We start from the raw sequence: 24,598 nt of genomic DNA on the forward strand, positions 1-24,598 counted from the left end.
ATAATTTGATAATACAACACTCGATTTTCTAAAAATATAAAAAACAAGGCTCGATTAAGAGCAAAAATTGTTAATTCATCAAAAGTCATTTATACCTTACAAAAGAATGGAACTAGCAAACACTATCTTAATATTTATTTTTTTTAAATCTATATAGACAGTTGTCTGTTAAGGATTTACATCTCAATTTAATTACATTATGAAAAACAACTTTTTTTTACTGCTACTTGTAGCAGGATTAAGCTTATCCCTGGGATGCTCCTCGAGCAAACAGGGACAATCGGGAACAGATTCAACCATGACTGACGGTGGTATGGGTACCGATACTGGGACTGGGACTGATACGGGGACTGGCTCTGGAACTGGAACTGGTACAACCGACACCACAGGTACAGGTACAGGAACCGGGACGGGAACTGGTACTGGAACTGGTACTGGGACCGGGACAGACACCACGACAACTCCAGCTCCTTAGTCGCCAAACAAAATAAAACGCACTGTATATACAGTGCGTTTTATTTTCCTCATGTAATCGCAAACCAGACTAATCCTTTATACTTTAAACATCATAATCAATTTTTAAAATGAACAAGCTCTGATAATATTTGTAATATTGAGTTCAATATATATAGTCTTGTTAAGCCAGGACACTTTGCTCAATACACATGAAATATTATTTAGCCTCCTTTCTGGTAATCCACGCCCTTCTGACATACAGCCAGGGGCGAAAACCCTTCACAGAAACCAGCCCTGAACAAAAGCACTGGGTAGATTCAGTGTATCGAAAGCTTAATAAAAAGGAAAAGATTGCTCAGTTATTTTTTATCAGGGCTCACACCAATCTTGGTAAAGCATATGAAGATTCTGTGGCAAGCCTGATCAAACGGGCAAAGGTTGGCGGATTAGTTTTCTTTCAGGGAGGACCAGGTAGGCAGGAGCTTCTAACACGCAGTTATCAGTCTATATCTAAAGTTCCCTTATTGATCGCCATGGACGCAGAATGGGGTTTGGGCATGCGCTTAGACAGCACAATCTCATACCCTTACCAAATGACATTAGGCGCGATTCAGGATAATCGTCTTATTTATCAAATGGGTCAGGAAATTGCCAGGGACTTCAAACGTCTGGGCATGCATCTTAATTTTGCACCTGTCGTTGATATTAACAATAACCCGCGTAATCCGGTCATCAATTACCGTTCATTCGGAGACAACAAATATAATGTGGCTCTGAAAGCGGAGGCTTACCTGAACGGGCTCCAGGACGAGGGCATACTTGTCAGTATAAAACATTTTCCAGGCCATGGTGATACCGATGTGGATTCGCACAACGATCTTCCCAAATTAAACTTCACAAAAGCACGCCTCGATTCCCTGGAACTCTACCCCTTCAGAGAATTAATTAAAAAAGGCGCTTCCGGCGTAATGGTTGCACACATGAATATACCCGCGCTTGATAACACGAAAAATCTGCCTTCAACGCTTTCTCGTCCAGTTGTGACAGATTTGTTAAAAACAGAACTGGGTTTTAAAGGTCTTGCGATCTCCGACGCCATGGAAATGAAAGGCGTTGTCAAATACTTCCCTAATGGCGAAGCGGATGTGAGGGCACTTATAGCAGGCAACGACATCATCGAACTATCAGAAGATACAGAACGTGCCATTAAATTAACACGTGAAGCGATCAGGAAGAAACGCCTTAGCCGTGAACAGGTCCGGGAAAGCGTAAAAAAGGTGTTAGCTGCAAAGTATTGGGCGGGTTTAGATAGTAGAACAACGTTAGCCGACACATCGGACATCCATGCAATGCTTAACAGGCCTGAAGTCTTTGCATTGAATCAAAAACTCGCAGACGCAGCTGTTACCGTTTTAAGGAACGACAGTCTGCTTAAAGCCTTGAATCCCGATGCCAGGACTGCATTTATCAGTGTGGGCGTTACGGAAGTAACCACGTTTCAAAAGCAACTAAATATCAGCTTTCCTAACTCAACAAATTTCATCTTGTCCAAAATTGCTTCATCCAGCGACATCGCTAACATACAAAAAGAACTAAGAACCTATGATCAGGTGATTTTGGCTATTCATGATTATAGAAAGCGCCCTCAAAGCAAACTGGATTATAACGGTCAGTTGAACCGGTTTATCGCGGAGCTGCCTGGCCGCAATATTGTAACCTGTCTATTTGCTAACCCCTACACATTGTCGGCATTGCCAGGCATTGAAAAAAGCAAAACAATTATTGTTAACTATCAGAATAGTGATGAAGCCCAGCGGGCGTCTGCCAAGGTCCTGAGTGGACAAATGAACGCCTCAGGCAGATTGCCGGTAACGGTTAGCCCACTGTTTAAAACGGGTGATGGACTTCAGTATATGCCAATTCCCGAAGCTTTAACAGGGAACTTAGTCATAAAGTAATGATCAAAAAAAGGTCAGAACAGGTCTATTTGCTCTACGTAATATTTAGCACACGCCGCACGCGTGCGCTAGCAGGAGTGATCTACCCTTTCTAGCGCATGCGTGCCGCATGTGCAGAAACTAACCTTTTCAGACAACTTCTTTCATCTAAAAACCTCCTGGAGGTCTCATCCCGCCTCCCTCAGTTCTCCGCTGTCTCATCATTTCCCGGTCACTATCAAATTTCTGCTGCGAGTTGCCTGCAAATTTCTGGAGCCTTATACTTAATGTGGCCATAAAATACCGTGTCAAACGGTTTGTTTCACTATTTGTAGTCATATTGCCGCTAACCGAACGGCTGATATTGGTACCTTCGTTGAGTAAATCAAATCCCTGGATTCTAAAGGTTCCTCTTTTATTAAAAAATTGTTTTTCAAGGTAAGTATTTACTATGAACGGATTGGAATTAGTGGTACCGGTATAACCGGTATTGAGATTCTTACTCAGGTCAAAACCCACGATAAAGGTCTTCAGAAAATACACCTTTCCTCCAAGATCAAAAGACCAGGTACTTGCTTTTGTGTCATTATAGTTAGGCAAACCATAGTTCACCCATGAATAACGATAGCTGGCTGCGGGATAAACTTCAATATTTTGATTCGGATTTATCGTCCACCTCAGGCTTTGCGATAGAGACCAGTTTTTACCGGTATTCTTTTCCCCATCTACGAAAGAAACATCGTTTGTATTGCTTACACCCCCACCTAAACGAAGCGTATATTTACGATCAGCAAAAGGTTTAGACCATGAATAGTAAGCATTAGTGTTGTTGTAGCCATCCGCATTTAGATAACCTGTCTCCTGAATAGTATTATATCTTTCGGGATCACCGGGATTTTCCGGTTCTATCCTAACCTGGTAAGTCCTGATGTTCCTGACTATCTGGTCGGAAGTAATAGTACTGAAAAGACCTGCGTTAAAATAAGTTCCGCTCTGAGAATTCGAATTGTTATAGCTAACGTTAATAGATTGGTTAAAAGCCGACTTTAAGCCGGGATTCCCTACAATTGGCCTTTGCGGATCTGTTTCATCCCTAACAGGCTGGATCTGCGAAAAAGAAGGCTCAGCGCTCCGTCCATTGTAATTAATGGTCAGCGACTTAGACCTTGCGAAGTTATAAGAAAACCTTGCGGTTGGAAATAGATTAAATCCGGATTTATTTGTTTCAGGAGCTCCGCTTGTTTGCGACCGACCTTTTAACAGCGTGGGTTGTGCAGTCAACCCAATGTTGAAATTATACAATTTCTGCTTGTCAAAACGATAATTCAGATTGAAACGGTTGGTAGCAAACGAATAATCATATATATTACTTAGTCTGTCATTTTGCACTGGCGTTTCACCTTCATACAACTTAGTGATACGGCTATTATCATAAGAAGAAAGAGAATATGTATACCCAATATCCACACGGCCCAATTTTCCTACGGGCTCTGAATACGTAATATTGGCATTAGTGTAATGACTTTCGTTATTAGTATTGATTAAACGATGCGAGGTCGAATCGGTTGGACTTGCTGAACCGTCAGCGTAAAATAGAAAGTCGTCATTCCGGTCCTGCTCGTTTTCGTTATCCGACTGATTATATGAAGCAGCCACAGACAAATTTCTCCCTGGCCGATTGAAACGGTGATTAAAGATAATATTTCCACCGATATCTGGTGACGTTGATTCCGCATATGAATTTGCGATCTGGCTGTTAAGTGATTGATCTGTTCTCTGAAGCGAATTTGAAAATACCTGTGCTTCGCTACCTGCATAACTAAAGGAGGGAGATATTCTCAAATAATTCAAGGTGTCAATTTTATACTCCAGATTAAAGTTGAAACGATGATTGGAGTTGTCTGTTTCTGAATCGGTGTTTGAAGTGGTTTCCAGGTTACCGAGATCCTCGACATTAGTATTAGCAAGACTATAATTATTGCTAAGCAGATCTGTATTTCTAACACGCATGCTGTAGCTTCCAAATATGCTTATTTTCTTACTTAAATCGTCCCGGTAGTTCAATCCAATACTGGATGCGTTTGTGATGCCATTATTATTGTTTCCACCAAAATTTCCTCCGCCTCCTCCCGGAGTAAAGCCGCCGCGGCCTCCGCCGAAGCCTCTCCGGCCGCCACCGTCAAAATTAAAAATGGAGGCGTTTGTATTATTCAGATTCAACAGAACCGAAGTTTGCTGATCATTATTCATAAACTGACCCATTCCCGATACCTGATATCTACCCTGATTACCTCCGCCAGCAACTCCATTAACAATCATTCCTTTATTTTTATCAGGACGGATAGTAATATTTATGATCTTTTCCGGATCACCTTCTCTGATGCCACTTATGTTTGCCTGGTCACCATAATCGTCAACAATCTGAATTCTTTCAATCACTTCTGCCGGCAGTTGCTGAGTGGCTGTCTTTAAGTCGCCATTAAAAAAATCTTTGCCGTTAACTTTTACACGGGTAATACTTTTACCCTGGCTGCTTACATTACCGTCCTTATCTACTTCTACTCCTGGTAACTTTTTAAGCACGTCTTCCACCACAGAGTTTTCACGCACCGGATAATCACTAGCTCTGAACTCAACAGTATCCTGCTTCACCGTAACACCCTTTGAACCGGAAACGACCACTTCATTCAACAGATTGCTTTGGATCTGCACAATTATCGGATCCAACACCAGCGGGCTGGTATCTTCCTTATAGAGATACCTCCGGTTTAAAGTTTGATAGCCAAGGCTCATTACTGTTATTAGAAATTGAGATGACTGAACATTACTGAATACAAATTTTCCGTTCAGGTCCGATCTGGCTAATAAGGTATCACTGGCGGATGTTAGTTTCACCGAAGCTGCAATAAGGGGAGTGCCGGTAGAATCTTTTAATACGCCAGAGACTTGCCGCTGGGCAAACAGGCTCGTTGTAATAAACACAAAAGCTAATATTACTAAACTTTGTTTCATTGTTAATTGGGCGCTGATTTTACTGTGTATGGGTCTTTGATCGCAAGTTTACAAGAGCGTTTAATAGAAAGATGCTGAAAGATACTTATAGGCTAATAAAAGCGACGAATCGACTATTTTTGTCTATTTCTACGACTGGCCCATAAAAAGAAGGAGGCTCTCACGATAGTTATCACTTACAGGAACTTCGGTCGATTGTATCACCACGCGGTTCTTTTTAAATGCCACTAACTTCTCCAATGAGATTATGTAGGATTTATGTACTCTCATAAACCGCCCTGCAGGTAACTTCTCTTCCATGAAACGCATACTGAGTCGGGTTATTACCGGCTTATCACTATCAGCTAAGTAAATCTTTATATAATCTTTTAGACCCTCAATATAAAGTATGTGGCTAATATTGATCCTTACCAGTGAGTAGTCTGCATTCACAAACAAAAAGTCACTAGATCCGGAGCCCGCAGATACCTGATGAGGGTTCTTAAGGTTAAACAATTCAAGGGCCTTATTACAAGCTTTAATAAAACGCTCAAAGGAAAAGGGTTTCACCAGATAGTCCAACACATCGAGATTGAAGCCGTCGAGCGCATATTTTTCATAAGCGGTTACTAAGACTACCATTGGCGGATTACTTAAGCTCTTCAAAAATTGCAAACCGGAAAGCCCGGGCATCTGAACATCCAGAAAAATAAGATCTATCTGTTTCCCACTTAAAACAGTAAGAGCTTCCATAGCATTCCGGCAGGTACCGGCCAGCTCCAGAAAAGATACCTGCCTGATGTTGTCTTCCATTAATTCAACGGCAAACCTCTCATCGTCAACTACTAAACAGCGAATCATTTCAATAAAAGTTTCAGTCGTGATACAAATGTATCATCATTCTGTACAGTTTCAAGTTTATAACTGCCGTTGTATAAAAGATCAAGCCTCCGCCTCATATTAGCCAGTCCGATGCCCGAGCTTTTATCTCTTGTTCCCCCGGAAAAATCCATCGAATTTTGCACTTCAAACTCCAGCCAGTTTTTGGAATGGTCTATTTCGAGCATAATTTTTATAAAAGGATTAGGCACCATACCTATACCGTGCTTAAAGGCATTCTCTACAAATGATATAAGGAGCATGGGTTCAATTTCGTATCCCTCCAGGTCTTGCCCAATATTTACCTGGATGTCAAGATCATCTCCAAAACGCAATAATTGTAAGTCGATATAACTTCGCAGATACTCAACCTCCTTTTCCAGACTAATCCGCTCATCGTTGCTTTCATAGAGCATATATCGCATCAAATGAGAAAGCTGAATTAAGGACGGTTCCATCATATCTGACTTTTTTCTTGCCAGAGAGACCAGGGTATTAAGCACATTGAACATAAAGTGCGGGCTTACCTGGGATCGGAGAAAACTCAACTCAGTTTTCAAGTGTTCATTTTCTTGCTCTTTTCTTGCCTTTTCTTGTCGGGACGAGTCCCGTATGATACGGTAACTTATGCTGATACCAATTATAAACACATAGGGAAATAGGGAGAAATACGGAACGTTCGTCCTTTTAAACCGCTTTGGCGGCAGCTGGTCTTGTTTTGAGCTTTGAAACTTCTCAGCATTCCTTTCAAAATCAGCTTTCCGTTTCATTGGAAAAAAACGGTGCTCTACATAGGATGTGCACTGAATAAAAAGCAAGACCGCTGCAAAAAGACTAAGAATATAAAGCGCCCATCCTCTCTTTTTATAAACCCTGGGATAAATAAGATAGGCATTCAGATAAAAGAACGCAATCAAAACCAGGTTGCTTAAAAATATTCTGTTTTGCATGGTCTCCGATAGTCGGGAGCCTGTACTTGCCAACCTGACAATATAAGGTAAAAAGAAAAGCAGCATCCAGAAGAGAACATGGAGCAACGGTTTCAGAAATTTTAGTTGCTGATTGGAAATAGCCATTTTACAAAAATAAGCCTGGAATCCTTTTCCTCCACAAAATGAGCTCAAACCTTCTGAATACTAGACGAACAGCTATTTAAGCGCGACTTTGAATGGTATTGACAATCACTTCAAAGCCGCGCAAGAAGTAAAGCTGAGGAGCATTAAGCCCTTTCTTCCCAGATCACTGCAAGATTCACAATTGTTTCAACAGCTTTTTGCATATCCTGAACCGAAACCCATTCATGTTTACTATGAAAGGCATGTTCGCCGGCAAAAATATTAGGGCATGGTAAGCCCATAAAAGACAAGCGGGACCCATCAGTTCCGCCCCGTATACTTTGGAGTGAAGGCTCCATGCCTGCCCTTTTAACCGCTTCCCTGGCATATTCGATAACATGCGGATAAGTGTCTAATACCGTTTTCATGTTTCTATACTGAGCATCCACCTTAATAGAAAAAGATGAATTAGGATAGCCCTCCAATATCTCAGTCGCAATCGCCGAAAGGATTTGCTCCAGCCTGTTAAGTTCATCCTCGTCAAAGTCGCGCAAAATAAACTCCACAGTCGCCTCTTCAACACTCCCCCTGATAGAGACTGGGTGCATAAAGCCCTCCTTTCCTGCAGTACTTTCCGGAGAGTACCTGTCTTTAGGTAAAGCGGCTACTATTTCTGCAGCAATCTTGATTGCACTTTCCATTGTCCCCTTAGCAAATCCCGGGTGAGCACTTACACCCTTTATTTTCAAGGTGGCATGGTCAGCAGAAAAAGTCTCATTCTCTATTGATCCTCTTGCTTCTCCATCTACCGTATAAGCAAAGTCGGCGCCGAGCTTTCGCAAATCTACTTTATCAACACCTCTGCCGATTTCTTCGTCGGGAGTGAATAATAATCGGATCTTACCATGTTTGATTTCAGGATGATTCACTAAAAAATTTGCTGCATCCATAATTTCGGCCAATCCTGCTTTATTATCAGCTCCTAGCAGCGTTGTTCCACTCGCTGTAATTATATCATTACCCAGTTGATTATTAAGCTTTGGATGGTCTTTTCTCCTGATTACCTGGCTATTGTCATCAGGTAATATTAAGTCTTGCCCCTGGTAATTCTTATGGATGACAGGCTTGACGGATTCACCGCTGCAATCCGGAGAGGTGTCCATGTGAGAGCAAAAGCAAATCACCGGAACCTCTTTCCCGCTCGTTGCAGGAATAGATGCGTAAACGTAGCCATAGTCATCCAGTTCAGCATCTTTAATACCCATCGCCAGCAGCTCTTCAACTAATATTTTCCCAAGATTCTTTTGTTTTTCCGTCGAAGGGTAGGTACCGGAATATGGATCTGACTGTGTATCAATTGTTACATATTGTAAAAAGCGGTCGACGCATGTAAAATGATATTTTTTTAAACTTTCCATTAAATTTACTTTTTGAGTAACGATTTAACAATTATTTATTTGAAATTTTATCTTTTTTAACTTAATTTACTCCGAATTTTAAATTTCACAGCTTTGAGAAAGTATTTACTCATTATTATCGGTTGTTTATTTGTATTAAACGTTTCCGGCCAATATAACTATTATCGCCTTAGCGCAGGTGTTGGTTTGGGTATAAACACAGCTTTTGCCGATCTGGAAAAGACCCGTTCGAACCAAACTATTATCGGCAATCTCGACTATCATTTAACGCCCTTTACGTCTATTGGATTTGAGCTGCAAAAAGGAACCCTTAGTGGAGGAGACAGTATCAATGACCCCCATTTGCGATTTTTTAAAAACAGCTATATGGCCTTCACGGTGAATGGTAAAGCACAGCTTGGCCAGTTTGTCGACTTTGAAAGCAGTAATTTACTGTATGCTATCCGCGGTTTGTATGTTGGTACAGGTGTCGGTATCATTAAAAATAAGATGACTGAAAATGTAAGGATCAGGTCGACAGACAATCATGTCTTTGCTGGCGATGATGTTAGTAGTAATATCGTGGTTCCCATCAACACAGGTATCAATTTTAATATTTTAGACCGCTGGGGCTATACACGTTATATCCTGAACTTAAACTATCAGATGAATGTTACTATGGGCGAAGGACTTGACGGATATAATGACTCTGCAGCTAAATTCAAGAATCAATATCCTGATTTTTACAGTGTGTTTTCTGCCGGGATAAAAATCTGTTTTGGACCAGAAGGCTTGTATTAAAAATATTTTCAGTAATGGCGTAATAATTGTACCTTACCCTTACAAAATAAAGCTATCAATATACTAATCTTAGTATGTTGATAGCTTTATACGTTTTAAAACATTGTCACAGATTTGATGGAGCACTTTTTAAGAGAGACACCGGTTGCCAGTATAATTTTCTTATTTACTATAATTACCAGCTTATATGCATTTTCCAACCCTCAAATTTATGGAAAGTTCATGCTCCACCCGTACAGCGTAAGCAGGGGAGAAAGGGTTTATTCAATCTTCACCAGCGGCTTGATTCATAAGGATTGGGGTCATCTCTTTATGAACATGCTCTCTTATTACTTTTTTGCATTTACGCTTGAAAAGCAGATTGGATCGGTGCAATTTGGCATCCTCTACCTGGTAAGCCTTGCATTAAGCGATTTGAGCACTATCCTGAAACATAAAGACCATTTCTGGTACAATAGCCTTGGGGCCTCTGGCGCTGTTTCAGCCGTTGTATTTAGTTACATACTATTTTTCCCGGATGCTGAATTCTACTTGTTCTTAATTCCTATTCCGATAAACGCAGTGATTTTCGGAGTTTTATACCTGGTGTACAGCGCCTATGCTTCCAAGCAGTCAAGTAATATAAATCACGACGCACATTTTTTTGGAGCAATCGCAGGAATAATAGTGACCATTATTTTTGACCCCTGGGTTATCAGCCATTTTTTTACCCAGCTAACATCCTGATCAAAAAACAGACCTTAATACTACTCTGAATTCCGGAAGCTTGAAACAAGCAGCTGCGTCAGTCCTGACAGTTTCTCTCGAATCCGCATTGAGTGTCAGCAAGCAGGTCATAAACAGTATTGGAATCAATAATACAATAAAAGGAGATATAGCGTTATCAGAACTTTTCATGATCATTTGTTTATAAAACCAAATGAACAACTTATTTAGATTCTCCTAAAAAACTTTAGACTAACTATGCAAACTTGTAGATAAACATCGGGATAGGACAAATAAAATGCGGATAGGTTTTTGACGTCTGGATTTGCCCGTTTGTCGATTTTATTTAATGTTTGATGATCAGTTCAGTGTCCAGCATCCTGGTTTCAAATTCCGTTACCGGGTATTTACTTTCGATCAGTTTTATCAGCAATTGTGTGGCCACCTGCCCCATTTCGAAAGCAGGCTGCCTCACTGCAGTTATTGGAGGACTAAACAGATCCACCACCCCCGAATTTGTGAAACCTGCAATTTTGATTTTCGATGCAAACTCTGGATCGTGGTTTTTAAAAGCCATCAGACATCCTGTACTTAATTTATCCTGTGCTGCGAAAATTGCCAGGGGCCTCTCCTCCAGGTTAAGCAGTTCGCCTACGGCGTTGTCTAACTCCTCTTGAATCATTCCACCATGCTGGCAATACTTCACATACCTTTCGTCGAACGGAATGTTATATTTATTTAAAGCAGTACGGTAACCATCTAACCTCTCGCTGGTAATAGACAGGTGCTCCGGATTTGTAAAATGAGCAATTTTTGTATGTCCCAACTTTATTAAATACTCCGTTGCTTCAAATGAGCCTTTAAAATTATTTGCTATTACCTTATGAGTCTCAATTTCTTTGGCAACCCGGTCAAAGAACACAATCGGAAGACCTTTATCATGAAGGTTTTTTATATAGGAATTATCTGCGCTTTCAGAAGATAAAGAAATGAGTAAACCATCCACGGAACGGGATGCTAAATGTTGAACATTGCTGATCTCTCTTTCGTAGGATTCATTGCTTTGTGTAATAATAACATGATAGCCGGCTCCGTATGCTATAGATTCAATGCCATTTATAGCTTGTGAAAAGAAATTATTTGCTATTTCGCACACAACTACACCGATCGAATAGCTCCGGCGCTCCTTTAAACTCAAGGCAATAGGATTAGGCCTGTAATTTATCTTCTCCGCGTACTCTAAAACTATCCTTTTGGTCTCATCACTTATCTCATAACCACCCCGTAAGGCTCTTGAAACGGTAGATGTAGATAGCCCTAACGCTTTCGCAATGTCTTTTATGGTTATTGTTTCAAACTTCATTAGCTAGCTTAACATCTCGAAAGTAACAAAAAAAACCTATTTAATAATCATACCATCGCTTCTGCTGCATCAACTTCTAGTTCCAATGTCCTTAATGACCACCACCTTGAAATCTTGTACACGACTCCGAGCTGATGTGGTTATAATTCACGATCAATTCACAGGCTTCTCAAGTCGTATTACTAATATTAAGTATAGAGAAATGAATAACAAGTTGATTACTTGAAAATTGTAAATTTTCGTTAACCTAAATGAAACAAAACTGTAAATCGAGTTGTGATATATTTTATGTTGATTTGTGTAAAACATTAAATACTTATCTATGAAAAAAATTCTACTTCTGATCGCCTGCTTTACAGCGGTCAATGTACAGGCCCAGCACTACTGGAACTTCGAAACCGCTACGGTAACATCCTCAAATGGTGAAAGCCCCAATATTACAGTTAGTCCCATAACATTGCACAATAATAATGGATCGACGGAGCTGCTTGTTGACGGAAGCTCTTCCGGATACGACGGAGCATCCGGCGGAAAGGCAGCAGCGGCATCTGCAAAAGAAGGCGGCTTTGACAAAAATAACAGCACTTATTTCGAGATTTCGCTCACTCCCGCACCGGGAAATTCAATTGTGCTCGCTGGTATATCCTTTGCAGCAAAAAGCAGCGGACTAGGCCCTACAAACTGGAGCGTTCGAACCAGCAATGTCAGTTCATCATTAGGACCATATGGCGAAGATTTTGGGGCGGGAGGCTTAAATACAGACGAATGGGAGCTCGAAAGCTCAGCATTCTCATTGGTTGGGGCAGCAAATGAAGTGATCACCCTGAGGTTATATGGCTTTAACTTCACCGCACCACCAACAGCCGGTGAAGTTAATTGGATGATAGATGATCTGAAGATTCACACGGATATTCAAACAATGCCAATTAAATTGAAAACATTTGAAGCTCAGTCATTGATAGCAAGTATCCAGCTGAAGTGGACTACTTCTTTGGAAGAGAACACAAAAGATTTCGAGATTCTCAGGTCTTCTGACGGTAAAACCTTTACTACGATTGGCAAAGTAGACGCTGCGGGTAATTCCACTACAGAGAAGTCATACTCTTTTACCGACTACTCTCCATCCGGGGGGATCAACTATTATCAGTTGCTTCAGAGAGACCACGACGGCAAATACGCAAAGTCGAAAATAGTTACAGCCAGTTCAGCAGCAAGGCCTACCGATATTAGATTATCATCCGTCAATGGCGGAGTGCAATTGGTTATTTTTTCAAACACAGCCACAAAAGGGCAGCTTATCCTCAGCAATCTTTCGGGTCAAACAATTGAGAACAAGGAGGTGAAACTCGACAAAGGCAAAAATACAATCATTCTGAAGGGCGAGTATCCCTCTTCGGTACTGATCGCCTCGTTAAAGACATCATCAGAGTCAATATCCAAAAAATTCTTAGTCAGGTAGATCCTTTACAACTTATAACCTGTGAGATCGTAAAAATCTCACAGGTTATTATCCAAACAAATTTTCAAACACTTCCTCAATCTTCGCTACGCTCTTAATTTCTATAGAGTAGCGGCTCAGATCGAGTCCTTTTTGATTATATTTAGATATATAGATGGCTTCGAAACCGAGTTTTTGAGCTTCTGCAATCCTCTGTTCCACCCGATTGACAGCTCTTATTTCTCCCGACAGCCCCACTTCAGCTGCGAAGCAGGCATGCTGCGATATAGCTATATCTTCATGAGAAGAGATGATTGCTGCAACAATACCAAGATCTACGGCAGGATCTTCAACGCGCAGGCCCCCGGCGATATTTAAGAACACATCCTGAGCACTCAAACGGAAGCCGCAACGTTTCTCAAGAACAGCCAGCAGCATATTCATCCTTCGGGTATCAAAACCAGTGGCCGAGCGTTGTGGGGTTCCATAAGCCGACGGACTTACCAATGCCTGTGTCTCGATCAGCATAGGGCGCAGCCCCTCCAACATCGCAGAAATAGTAATACCACTTAATTGTTCTTCTCTTTGAGAAAGTAAAATTTCTGAAGGATTTGAAACCTCACGTAAACCAGTTCCCTGCATCTCATAAATACCGAGCTCAGAGGCTGAACCAAACCTGTTCTTTACAGACCGTAAGATACGGTAAACATGGTGCCGGTCGCCTTCAAATTGCAAAACGGTATCCACCATATGCTCTAATATCTTCGGTCCGGCAATTGTCCCATCCTTTGTAATATGGCCGATAAGAAACACCGGCGTGGATGTTTCTTTAGCAAAGCGAAGAAGCTCTGCTGTACATTCCCGCACTTGTGAAACGCTTCCCGGCGTTGATTCTATAAATGATGAGTGAAGAGTTTGAATGGAATCTATCACTACAACTTCGGGCTCCATCTGCTCTATCTGTTTAAAGATGTTTTGTGTAGATGTTTCCGTAAGTATATATGTTTCTGGTCTGCCACCAGAGGGTACAATACGTTCCGCCCGCATTTTGATCTGGTGTTCACTCTCTTCTCCGGAGACATACAAAACTTTGAGTCCAGGCAGATTTAATGCAACCTGCAGCATCAGCGTCGACTTTCCAATTCCGGGTTCACCACCTATCAATACAAGCGAACCAGGCACAACGCCTCCGCCCAAAACCCGGTTTAACTCCTTATCAGGAGTGATTAGTCTGTTCTCCTCAGAATATACAATTTCATGGATTGCAGCTGGCCTGGCAACCCGGGCGTTCAGTTTACCTGTTGGTTTCCAATCCGGAACATTTGGCGCGGGCTTCTGTATCAGTTCCTCAACAAAAGAATTCCATTGATTGCAGGCTGGACATTTACCCAGCCATTTTGCCGATTCATAACCACAACTTTGACAAAAATATGCCGATTTGGATTTAGCCATTCAGTAAAGATAATTCTAATTTGTAAAAATGGTTCAGCTATTACAGGGGCAGGTCCACAGATTCGTTAAAGTCCTTCCCTTCTTTTAGCAGGAAGCTCATAGGATGATCGGGGTTTTTAATAATCTCAAACAATGTAAAGCCCCATGCCTTCCAAAAATTCTCCAGCACTTGCCCATAAGTTTTGCCTTGCCAGGTATCATAAACCGGCCTGCTGCTGATCCTCAAGGGCATAGCATCTATATATGTTGTCCCATTTGCAGATAATACCGTATATTCTGGCAAGCGATTGAATAGGTACGCAGAATAAAAAAATCTTGCGCAGATCTCCTCAAATTGTATAGGATGAAGAATGTGATTGCCAATCTTATCAAGCACAGGCTTATGATAAATAAGGCTCTCGCCATTATCCTGCAAACAGGCCACAATTCCAAAGTCGTTCATCTTTAATGAGAAAACCAATGTATTTATCTCGTCCCGGTAACTGAAAGTTTCCGGTGCGCTTTTAAGGGGGAAAACTTTGATACTCCATGGTAAAACGCCCTCAAACTCCGTGTTTTGCACCAGCGACTGCAACATAATATGCAGATTGCTAAACTTATGCGCTATTGACTGAGAAAAATTAAATTCTTCGCCGACGGCTCTTTGCTGCCGCATTCCAGCCCGAACTTCCCAATGGATTATACCATACACCTGTTTGGCCATCCATTGAAACAGTTTCAATTCATCCAGCTGCGTCACTGCCTCATACCCGCAATTAAATGCATTCCGGATTTCTATTTCCAGCAATTCGAGTTTAGCTATAGCTATTTCTGAAGCCGGCACAGTAATGTCACGGTAAGTAAGGATCCGTTCATCCAGCATTTTGAAGGGCTTATCTTCAAGCTTGTACTGCTTTATCAACCATTCCGGAAAAACAGTGATTTTTGAAACTGCGGGATTTCCCGTCAAATAACAGACACTTTCACTAAAATTATATCTGTCGAAGGGTCGAAAAAGAGGACTACTCATCGCCTGCAAAGGTACAAAGCGAAGTCGGATCTCCTTTATTGTCAAAAACAAATTAACACTGACGTGATATGGGCTATATTTATAGCAGCGTTTATTATGAGAATCTCTTATCAACCCTATCAGCTGGAACTTAAATATCCGTTCAGGATATCCGGGTTCTCCCGGACTTATACTCCTTTAATACTGTTAAAAGTTCTTCACGGGGGGCATATAGGACTGGGAGAGGCCTCTATGGTACCCTACATGGGTGAGAATTTTGAAACAGCTTCGCAGTTTCTTAAACAAGTAGATTTGAGCTGGATGAGACCTCCTTTTAATTATACCGAACTCAGTATCTATTTAGATGGACTTTCTGATGGCAATCCGGCGATAAAGGCAGCAATCGATATTGCCTTACATGACCTGGAGGGAAAGCTCACCGGTATTCCCTGCTTTAAATTTTTCGGTTCAGAACCGGATCACATGCCTGTCACTTCCGTGACTATTGGTATCGATTCCCCCCAAATCATTGTAAAAAAAATAAAAGAGGCAGAATTTGCACGGGTTTTGAAAATTAAGCTGGGTTCAGATGACGATAAAATGCTGGTTGAAACCATCCGGACAGTGAGCCACAAACCTTTGTATGCCGATGCCAATCAGGGCTGGGCCAATAAAGAAGAGGCGCTGGATTTTATATTCTGGCTTAAAGACAAAGGGGTAGAAATTCTGGAGCAACCGATGGATAAAAACAATCTTGACGGAAATGCCTGGATAACAGAAAGAAGCCCCATCCCCATCTTGGCAGATGAGGCAATACAACGTCTGCGGGGTCTCGACAAAATCAAAGGAGCCTATCATGGAATCAACATCAAGTTAATGAAGAGTGCAGGCATGAATGAAGCCTTTGAAATGATAAAAAAGGCGCGTGAATACGATATGAAAGTTTTAATTGGCTGCATGAGCGAGACCAGTGTAGCCACTTCTGCGGGAATTGCTTTGGCTCCCCTCTGCGACTGGGCTGATCTTGATGGTCCTTTTCTAACGAATAACAATCCTTTCGACAGTCCAGCCTTTAAAGACGGTAAATGGCTCCTTAATAACCACCCGGGATTGGGTATCCCTGACAATAATTTTTAATTTTGGCGTTTCCTTGCTATGCAGCACAAACCTCTTAAAATCCTTCAGGCCTCGGCTGGTTCCGGAAAAACTTTCAGTCTTACTGCACATTACCTGACCCTGTTGTTTACTACCGAAACGAAGTATCGGGAAATCCTGGCTGTAACCTTTACAAATAAGGCAACCGAAGAGATGAAGTCAAGGATCCTCGAAGTGCTCCGAAACCTTGCCTTAGGAGGGGGAAACGTTGAAACATTCCGGAACATTATACTGCAAGCACATCCCGATTTAAATTCAGAGACGCTAAAGATTAAGGCTTATGCAATTTATCGCCGCATTCTCCATGACTACAGTCGCTTTGCCGTAAATACCATCGATGGTTTTGTGCAAAGAGTAATCCGTAGTTTCTCCTTTGAACTAGGCCTCGATGCCGGGTATAAGCTTGAGATGAACCTCGACAAGGTCAAGAAAGAACTAGCGGTAAAGCTAAATGAACAGCTTGAGCGTAAGCCCGAATTACTGCAATGGATAATCAACCTGGCGCTTGAACGGGTGCGCGACAATAAAAGCTGGAATTACCGTGATACACTTCTCGGCTTAGCAGGTGAGATCTTTAAAGAGCGTTATCAGCCCTTTGAAAATGCGATGAAGTCGCACGAACCTGAGCGCTTATTTAAAGATCTCCAGGAAGTAACAAAAGGCATGCTTGATTTCTTTGAAGATTCGGTAACACAGCAAGCACGCCAGGCGGTAAAAATCTTCCAGGAATCAGGAGTACTGCCTGATCAGCTAAAGGGCAAATCCCGCAATCCCCTCAACAATCTGATCAAGATAGCCGACGGAGATTATGCCAAAATCACGGGGCTTCAAAAGATGATCAATGAACCGGAGGAGTGGCAGAAGGGAGGCTTAAGCGCAGATGCAGCTTCTCTCTTTGAACTGTTGAACCCAGTAATAGCAGACCTTTCCAACTTTTACCTTGAGCAACTGCCCCAATACCAAATGGCAAAAGCCCTGGATGCGAACCTCTACTATCTTCGCTTAATGCAGGAAATGGCGGCCCTGATGAAAGAATACAGGGAGGAAAATGCCACTTTACTAATAAGTGACGCGCAGAACCTATTAAAGGGCATTACGGTAGAACAAGGTGATAACCCCTCATTCATATGGGAGAAGATGGGTAATCGCTACAAACATTTTTTGTTCGATGAATTTCAGGATACATCTTCTTTTCAATGGGACAATTTCCTTCCGCTTCTCAGAAACGCTATGGCAGAAGCAAATGGGAAACTTATTGACCACCTGATCGTAGGAGATGTTAAACAATCTATTTACCGGTGGAGGAATGGCGACTGGCGTATATTACATAGCCATGCCAAAAAGCATCTGGGCGACATAAGGGTTATGGACGATAGCCTGCAGGAGAACTATCGCAGTGCCTCTAACATCATCGACTTTAATAACTTCCTGTTTAAATACTCTCCGCAATATTTACAAAATCATATAAACGCAAAAGTAAATGAGGACGGAGGGGCAGATTTCTTCCAAAATTGGTGGTCAGCTCAAGGCTACGATGAAATTATCCGGAATGCTTACAGTCAAAGCCATCAGAATAAAGCGGAATCTACGCCCTCCGGAGGAACAATTGAAGTTGAATTCATTGAAGCGAAAGACAACCGGACCAGAGCTTCTGAAACCCGCGAAGGTGCTTTAAGATCGGTCAAAGACAAATTAATCACCTGGCTCGATAAAGCCGAACCAAGATATGCTCCCAGCGACATCTGCATTTTAGTCCGGAGTAACAGAGAGGCCCGGGAAACGGTCGAATACCTGATAGCAAATCATATCCCGGTTATTTCAGGGGAAGCTTTATTAATAGCCAACAACTCTGCTATACGTTTGATTGTCAACACCCTTTATGCAATGAGTGCGAAAAGGGATGAGAGCTCCTTATTCAAGGCCAATTGCATTTATCTTTATCATCATATACACGACAGGGTTATTGACTCTGCGATCTGGTTAAAAATTAACTCCACAGAAGTAAGAGAACTCCATGAGGCTTTGCCGCACAGCTTATGTGAAAACTGGTCAACCTGGCAACAGTTTCCGCTTTTTGTAATTGTTGAGCAACTCATTTCAGCATACCAGTTGAATAATCTGAGTATGCATTTGCCTTATCTTTTTGCTTTCCGAGACATGGTCAGCTCATTTGTAAAACAAGGCGAGCGCGGAATCACTTCTTTCCTGAACTGGTGGGAAGAAGAAGGCGAGCGTAAAGCCCTGCCTTCCAGCGAACAGACCGACGCTGTTCAGGTAATGACTATCCACAAATCAAAGGGACTTGCATTTAATGTCGTTATGCTACCTTTTTGCAGTTGGAGTTTAGACGGTATGGCGAACAATATTTTTTGGGTTGAAACAGACCAAACGCCTTTTGCAATGCTTCAAAGCGTTCCGGTACATTACAAAAAAAGCCTCGGACAATCAGCTTTTGCAAAAGCATACTTTGAAGAGTTGTTATTCAACTATATGGACGCCCTTAATATGCTTTATGTGGCCACCACCAGGACCAAAAACCACCTTTACATATCAGCCCCCGGACAGGTGGCGGGCAAGGATGACCAATTTAACCTTGCAGGTGATTTGATCTTCCATACGCTAAAGTATTATGCATCAGATCTGAACACAGAGTTTGACGAGTCGACATTTATAATCGATCAGCCTATACTAAAGCAGGTTTCAGGGAATAAATCAGCATTGCATGATACACGCTTTTCAGAAACGACATGGAGTTTTGAATCGTACCCCTTATCAAACCGGCTTGGTGATGCTCTGACAGATAAAAAAGTCTATGAGCAACTTGATATCCTTAGCGGAGATACACAGCGACGACGGGGAATTATCTTACACGATCTTCTTTCGCGGGTGACCAGTGTCACTGAGCTTCCTGCCGTACTGACTAAAATGTATCAGGAAGGTTTGTTTAGAAAGACAGAAGAAAGTGAGATTTTGAAATTAGCAGAAAGTGTTTTGCATCATCCCGAATTGAAAGCCCTTCTCGACAAACCTTACGAGAGCCTGAATGAACAAACCATTATCAGTGGCCTCGGAGAAAGCTATCGTCCAGACAAAGTTCTGATAGGAGAGGATGAGGTTGTCATTATTGATTTTAAATTTACGGGCGAACCTAAAGCACAACATTATACTCAAGTCAATGAATATCGTAGTTTGCTGGCTGAAATAGGGTATCAGAATGTCAGCGCCTATTTATACTATGGCTATCTGGAAGAACTAAAGGCCGTGAATTAGTCACGGCCTTCTCTGAATATGTTTGCAGCTAATTTATCCCTGAATGATAGTCAAGACCATTCCAGGTTTTACTGATGCCTGCTTCAGGCGATTTAAAACTTTTACTTCGGCCTCTGTAGAGTTGAATTGCTCAACAATAGAGCTCAGGGTATCTCCTTCTTTAACTTTGTACTTTACGTAGGTATCAACAGCCTTATAATTTGAATTATTTGAGCCGGGGCTTGTCTTTTTTGACACTACGGAAGCTACCTTAGTTTCCACAGGGACAGTGTATACCAGACGCAATTCATCTTCAAGCTTCCCTGGCTTTGTTAGCACGTCACATAAGGCATTATGTAAATAATCTTTTATGACCGGAATAACCAGTTTCCCTGGTTTTTCGACGCTTCCATTTACAATTTGATTCTTATATGCAGCATTTAAAACTATCAGATCTGAAGCTTCAACACCCACAGCCTTGGCAACACTATATAATGAAACTGGTCTGTTAACGAAAATTTCCCTGGTTGAGATATTGAAATCAGGCTTTACAGGATAGATCCCATGTCTTTTACTATTGTTCATCAAGTATACGGTAGCGATAAACGCAGGCACATAACTTTGCGTTTCGGCAGGCAAATATTGGCGTATTTCCCAATACGTAGTTGCCGATGGAGCCTTTTCCATTGCCCAGCGTATATTGTTGCGTCCACAGTTGTATGAAGCAATGGCTAGCAACCAGTCTTTATACATCTCATAAGAATCTAAGAGATAACTAGCAGCAGCATTACAAGCTAAAACCGGGTCGCGGCGCTCATCTATAGTTTCATTAATCTGCAAACCGTATATTTTCCCAACGGGCTCTAAAAACTGCCACAAACCTCCGGCCTGTGCTGATGACAAGGCAAATGGATTTAAAGCAGATTCAACAATAGACAGGTATTTAATTTCTTCAGGTACACCCCTTTCCTTAAATACCTTTTCATAAATCGGGAAATAATATTCAGACAGTCCAAGAACTTTGGAAAATTTAGCTTTGTGAGATGACGCGTAGTAATTGATCATCCTCTTAACCGGCTCATTATAGGTTAAAGGAACTGTTTTCGTCAAGTCATCCAAAGTACGGCGGTACTCGGAAGGATCGATCAAAGCAGACGCTTTCACCGGATTTTTAACATTGACATCAACATTCGCTTTAGTGGTCACCGGTGTACCTGCTAAAGCAAGCCCTAAAATAGTCAGGGCGAATACTCTTTTCCTTCTCATCATTTTTCAATATGGCTAAACAGCCTCTGGTAATTGTTGGTAATTGTCTCCCTTTCTACCAAATTAACGGCTTTTAGTTACATTTAAAATATATTTAGAAAAAGCTAATAATTCCGACTCACCAAACCGTTTCCCTATCAGCTGTATTCCTAAGGGTAAATTAGTCTTCGTTTCACCTAAAGGTAAGGAAATTGCTGGAATTCCTGCCAACGAAGCCTGAACGGTAAATATATCTGCAAGATACATAGTAACCGGATCATCTGTCTTCTCTCCGATTCCAAAGGCCGGACCAGGGGTAGTAGGCAAAAGAATGAAATCATGATCCTGCAGGATCTCATCGGTTTTCTCGCGAATTACGCGGCGAACTCTCTGAGCCTTTCCATAAAAAGCATCGTAATGACCAGCACTTAGCACGAATGATCCCAGCAAGATACGGCGTTTCACCTCTGCTCCAAATCCTTCAGAGCGTGATTTTTTGTAGGTCGATTCAAGGTCGGTAGCATTAGGACTTCTGTATCCGTAATGCACCCCGTCATATCTTGCCAGATTCGACGAAGCCTCAGCCATCGTTAATATATAATAGGTTGGCACTACAAAATCAAGATAAGGAAAAGATATCGGTTCTACAGCGTGGCCGGCCTCCTGCAATTCTTTAATCGTTTTTTCGGTAAGAGCCTTCACTTCAGGATCTAGTCCTTCCGAGGTTAAAGTTTCGGGCAGATAAGCAATTCTCTTTTTCCCGGAAAAGTCGAGCTGCTGAGTATAGGCAGGAACAGGGAGGGTTGAGGAAGTACTGTCATATTCGTCGTGACCGGCAATTACTTCCAGTAGCAAAGCTGCGTCCTCTACAGAATTTGTTATCGGGCCAACCTGGTCAAAGGACGACGCATAGGCGATAACCCCATGTCTCGAAACCCTGCCATAAGTAGGTTTTAAACCAACCACGCCACAAAAAGCCGCAGGTTGTCTCACAGATCCACCAGTATCCGTCCCTAATGAAGCCATGCATAAGCCCGCCTGAACGGCAACCGCTGAACCTCCTGAAGATCCACCTGGTACACGGCTATTGTCTGCGTTATTTTTCACGGGACCGTGAAATGAATTTTCGTTAGAGCCACCCATGGCAAACTCATCACAATTTTGACGGCCTATGATCACCGCATCTTCTGCCAAAAGGCGCTCTACAACGGTCGATGAAAAAACAGATCTATAATTATCAAGAATCTTTGAACCTGCAGATACGATATGGTTTTGATAACATATCAAATCTTTGATGCCGATAACCATACCGGCCAGTTTGCCGGCAGTACCATCAAGCAACCTGGAATTTACAATTTCAGCCTGGCTTCTTGCTTCTTCAGCAAACACTTCAACGAAAGCATTTAAATGCTTGTTTTCTTCTATGCGCTGCAAGTAAGCTTCCACTAATTGGCGTAAATGCAGCTTGCTATCTTTTATATCCTGTTGTACGCTGCTTAACGTAGTGTACTTTTCCATGCCGTGAAGGTACATATTTCTATGAAATGAAACCATTATGAACAATAATACCTGAAATTAATGCGGTAAATTTTCCAAAATCGGTCATACATTTGAGGTCTTGTTCCTGAAAAACAAAAAACCTCATATCTTGCTGTAAGCAAAACATGAGGTGATATTACATATTTTATAAAAGCCTAATATTCTCTGCGCTCCTTGGTTTCCGCTGGGTCACCATCTTTCGCGTCCTTAAACTCTTTTACGCCTTTACCCAATCCGCGCATCAGTTCAGGGATTTTTTTACCCCCGAATAATAGTAGCAACGCAACTACAATAAGAATAATTTCAGGAGCTCCTAGCGCCGCCAATAAAATTGAATTAACCATGATTATGAATTTGTTTGCGCCTGGTCGGCTTGTTTATTTTTGTTAGTATTACTATCTAAATCTACGTTGAGGTCATCATTAACAGCATTGATGTTCCTGTGAATCTCACGCTTAACACCGTCTGAAGCATCTTTGAACTCGCGGATGCCTTTTCCCAGACCACGAGCCAGTTCAGGCATCTTCTTCCCTCCAAACAATAATAATATTGCTCCTACTATCAACAACATTTCCGGGGTTCCTATATTCAGGAACAGTAAAGCAGCGTTTAACATCCTATTAAGATTTATACAAATATAAGTAAATATTATACTAATCGTTTTCTAATTTGCCAGCCAACTTTCAGGATTTAAAGGAGTTGACCCTTTCCAAATTTTAAACTGCATCTCTGTTGTTCCATCCTCCGAGTCGGTTGAAACAACCCCGATGGTTTGTTTCACTGAAACTTTCTGGCCCCTTGAGACACTTACTGATTTTAATCCGGAATAAACTGAGAAATACTCTCCATGACGAACCAGTATATATTGAACATTACTTGCAGGAATAGTCCCTACCTGGGCAACGGTCCCCTCAAAAACTGCCCTGATTGCCGCTCCCTGATTCGTCCGGATAGTAACTCCATCATTATCAACGACCACACCTGCCCCTACAGTATGCCTGCCAAATCTTTCAGTGATCGACCCGTTTGCTACCGGCCATGGTAAACCACCGCGATTTCCCAGGAAATCTGATGAAAGCTTTGCTGCCTCAGGCGTTGAAGCAAGAACGCTGGATCCTCTTGACGCAGGCTTGGCCGGTGCAACCTCCCGATTTTCAGCTTTTGCTTTGGCTGCAGCAGCACGGGCCGCTTCTTCTTCCCTTCTTCTGGCCTCCGCAATTTCTCTGGCAATGGCGTTATTGATGGCCCTGTTTAAACTGGCAGCTTCGCGCTGCTTTTTAGACAATTCCTGCCGCAACTTCTTTTCTTGCTTTGAAAGCTTACTAAACTGCTGCGCTTTAGTATTCTTTTCTTTTCCGAGAGTGATCTTTTCATCCTCCTGATCGTGTAACAAATCGTTCTTTGACCTTTTATTCCGGTCCAGCTGAACAATTTTAATCCCCAGCTCCTTAGAAGTCTGTTCGATGTATTTAGCCTGCTTCTTACGGTAATCTCCAAACTGCTGCAGATATTTTAAGCGTTTATAAGCCTGGTTGAAATCTTTAGAAGCGAAAACGAACATCAATTTGCTGTATGCGCTTTGATTTCTGAACGCAAAAAGCACCATAGCAGCATATTCTTTTTTTAGCTTATTTAACTGGGATTGCAGCGAACGTACAGTACTTGTGTTTTCAGAGATCTCGTTATCCAGTAGCCTTACTTCCGAGTTGATCGTCTTAATCTTCTCCTCACGAAGTCTTATTTGTGCATTCAGGGCATTTATCTGTTTTAAAGATAGCCTCTTATTGCTTGCCACTTCGTTCTGAGAGCGCCTGAGCATTTCAATTTCGCGGGTTAATGCATCCTTACGGCGTTTCAGCTCAGCACTGCTTTGACCATAAGTATTGCCTACCACTAATATTAACGCGAGAAAAAGAAACAGCCTTATAAAACTCATGCCGCAAATCTA

19 protein-coding genes are annotated in these 24,598 nt (G+C 41.9%); 7 read left to right on the forward strand and 12 right to left on the reverse strand.

Annotation, left to right across the window (positions count from 1 at the left end):
• The first annotated feature begins 199 nt into the window (after positions 1-199).
• Entirely contained in the window at positions 200-475 is a 276-nt protein-coding gene (locus J3P37_RS09220; protein WP_256010817.1) for a hypothetical protein, read from the forward strand.
• Between the two features lie 190 nt (positions 476-665).
• Positions 666-2,414, forward strand: a complete 1,749-nt coding sequence (locus tag J3P37_RS09225; RefSeq protein WP_256010818.1) for a glycoside hydrolase family 3 protein — start codon at positions 666-668, stop codon at positions 2,412-2,414.
• 147 nt (positions 2,415-2,561) lie between these two features.
• Here J3P37_RS09225 and J3P37_RS09230 read toward each other — a convergent pair whose 3' ends face one another.
• From J3P37_RS09230 to pepT, 4 genes are all read right to left on the reverse strand, one after another.
• Complete coding sequence (locus tag J3P37_RS09230) at positions 2,562-5,405, reverse strand: outer membrane beta-barrel protein (protein ID WP_256010819.1); 2,844 nt, start codon at positions 5,403-5,405, stop codon at positions 2,562-2,564.
• A 129-nt stretch (positions 5,406-5,534) separates the two neighbouring features.
• The gene (locus tag J3P37_RS09235) at positions 5,535-6,245 is read right to left on the reverse strand and encodes a LytR/AlgR family response regulator transcription factor (protein ID WP_256010820.1); all 711 of its coding nucleotides are present in this window, start codon (positions 6,243-6,245) and stop codon (positions 5,535-5,537) included.
• Entirely contained in the window at positions 6,242-7,339 is a 1,098-nt protein-coding gene (locus tag J3P37_RS09240; RefSeq protein ID WP_256010821.1) for a sensor histidine kinase, read from the reverse strand. The genes J3P37_RS09235 and J3P37_RS09240 overlap by 4 nt, the downstream gene beginning before the upstream one ends.
• Before the next feature lie 143 nt (positions 7,340-7,482).
• Entirely contained in the window at positions 7,483-8,736 is a 1,254-nt protein-coding gene (pepT, locus tag J3P37_RS09245) for a peptidase T (RefSeq protein WP_256010822.1), read from the reverse strand.
• Positions 8,737-8,829: 93 nt separating this feature from the next.
• On the opposite strand from pepT, the gene J3P37_RS09250 reads away from it, so the two are divergent.
• Together J3P37_RS09250 and J3P37_RS09255 are read left to right on the forward strand one after the other, a co-directional pair.
• Entirely contained in the window at positions 8,830-9,516 is a 687-nt protein-coding gene (locus tag J3P37_RS09250; protein WP_256010823.1) for a hypothetical protein, read from the forward strand.
• A 117-nt stretch (positions 9,517-9,633) separates the two neighbouring features.
• The gene (locus J3P37_RS09255; protein WP_256010824.1) at positions 9,634-10,242 is read left to right on the forward strand and encodes a rhomboid family intramembrane serine protease; all 609 of its coding nucleotides are present in this window, start codon (positions 9,634-9,636) and stop codon (positions 10,240-10,242) included.
• A 325-nt stretch (positions 10,243-10,567) separates the two neighbouring features.
• Here J3P37_RS09255 and J3P37_RS09260 read toward each other — a convergent pair whose 3' ends face one another.
• Entirely contained in the window at positions 10,568-11,584 is a 1,017-nt protein-coding gene (locus tag J3P37_RS09260; RefSeq protein WP_256010825.1) for a LacI family DNA-binding transcriptional regulator, read from the reverse strand.
• A 322-nt stretch (positions 11,585-11,906) separates the two neighbouring features.
• Here J3P37_RS09260 and J3P37_RS09265 point away from each other — a divergent pair, with 322 nt between their 5' ends.
• Positions 11,907-13,043 carry a hypothetical protein gene (locus J3P37_RS09265; protein WP_256010826.1) on the forward strand — a complete coding sequence of 379 codons (1,137 nt, stop codon included), beginning with the start codon at positions 11,907-11,909 and terminating at the stop codon, positions 13,041-13,043.
• A 48-nt stretch (positions 13,044-13,091) separates the two neighbouring features.
• Here the strand turns inward: J3P37_RS09265 and radA are convergent, their stop codons facing one another.
• Positions 13,092-14,474: a DNA repair protein RadA gene (gene radA / locus J3P37_RS09270; protein ID WP_256010827.1), complete on the reverse strand. Its 1,383-nt coding sequence runs from the start codon at positions 14,472-14,474 to the stop codon at positions 13,092-13,094.
• 40 nt (positions 14,475-14,514) lie between these two features.
• Entirely contained in the window at positions 14,515-15,483 is a 969-nt protein-coding gene (locus tag J3P37_RS09275; RefSeq protein WP_256010828.1) for a hypothetical protein, read from the reverse strand.
• Between the two features lie 96 nt (positions 15,484-15,579).
• On the opposite strand from J3P37_RS09275, the gene J3P37_RS09280 reads away from it, so the two are divergent.
• Together J3P37_RS09280 and J3P37_RS09285 are read left to right on the forward strand one after the other, a co-directional pair.
• Entirely contained in the window at positions 15,580-16,599 is a 1,020-nt protein-coding gene (locus J3P37_RS09280; RefSeq protein ID WP_256010829.1) for a dipeptide epimerase, read from the forward strand.
• 18 nt (positions 16,600-16,617) lie between these two features.
• The gene (locus J3P37_RS09285; RefSeq protein WP_256010830.1) at positions 16,618-19,887 is read left to right on the forward strand and encodes a UvrD-helicase domain-containing protein; all 3,270 of its coding nucleotides are present in this window, start codon (positions 16,618-16,620) and stop codon (positions 19,885-19,887) included.
• Between the two features lie 33 nt (positions 19,888-19,920).
• On the opposite strand, the gene J3P37_RS09290 is transcribed toward J3P37_RS09285, so the two are convergent.
• The 5 genes from J3P37_RS09290 to J3P37_RS09310 all read right to left on the reverse strand — a co-directional run bounded on the left by J3P37_RS09290 (position 19,921) and on the right by J3P37_RS09310 (position 24,586).
• A complete protein-coding gene (locus J3P37_RS09290; RefSeq protein WP_256010831.1) occupies positions 19,921-21,135 on the reverse strand; it encodes a lytic transglycosylase domain-containing protein in 1,215 nt (404 codons plus the stop codon).
• A 60-nt stretch (positions 21,136-21,195) separates the two neighbouring features.
• Positions 21,196-22,629, reverse strand: coding sequence for an Asp-tRNA(Asn)/Glu-tRNA(Gln) amidotransferase subunit GatA (gene gatA, locus J3P37_RS09295; RefSeq protein ID WP_256010832.1), 1,434 nt, complete (start codon positions 22,627-22,629; stop codon positions 21,196-21,198).
• A 176-nt stretch (positions 22,630-22,805) separates the two neighbouring features.
• Positions 22,806-22,994, reverse strand: a complete 189-nt coding sequence (locus tag J3P37_RS09300) for a Sec-independent protein translocase subunit TatA/TatB (RefSeq protein WP_256010833.1) — start codon at positions 22,992-22,994, stop codon at positions 22,806-22,808.
• 2 nt (positions 22,995-22,996) lie between these two features.
• Positions 22,997-23,266, reverse strand: coding sequence for a twin-arginine translocase TatA/TatE family subunit (tatA, locus tag J3P37_RS09305; RefSeq protein ID WP_256010834.1), 270 nt, complete (start codon positions 23,264-23,266; stop codon positions 22,997-22,999).
• A gap of 48 nt (positions 23,267-23,314) precedes the next feature.
• The gene (locus J3P37_RS09310) at positions 23,315-24,586 is read right to left on the reverse strand and encodes a murein hydrolase activator EnvC family protein (protein ID WP_256010835.1); all 1,272 of its coding nucleotides are present in this window, start codon (positions 24,584-24,586) and stop codon (positions 23,315-23,317) included.
• Positions 24,587-24,598: the final 12 nt, after the last annotated feature.

Source organism: Desertivirga xinjiangensis, assembly GCF_024436435.1.
GTDB classification, from domain to species: Bacteria; Bacteroidota; Bacteroidia; order Sphingobacteriales; family Sphingobacteriaceae; genus Desertivirga; species Desertivirga xinjiangensis.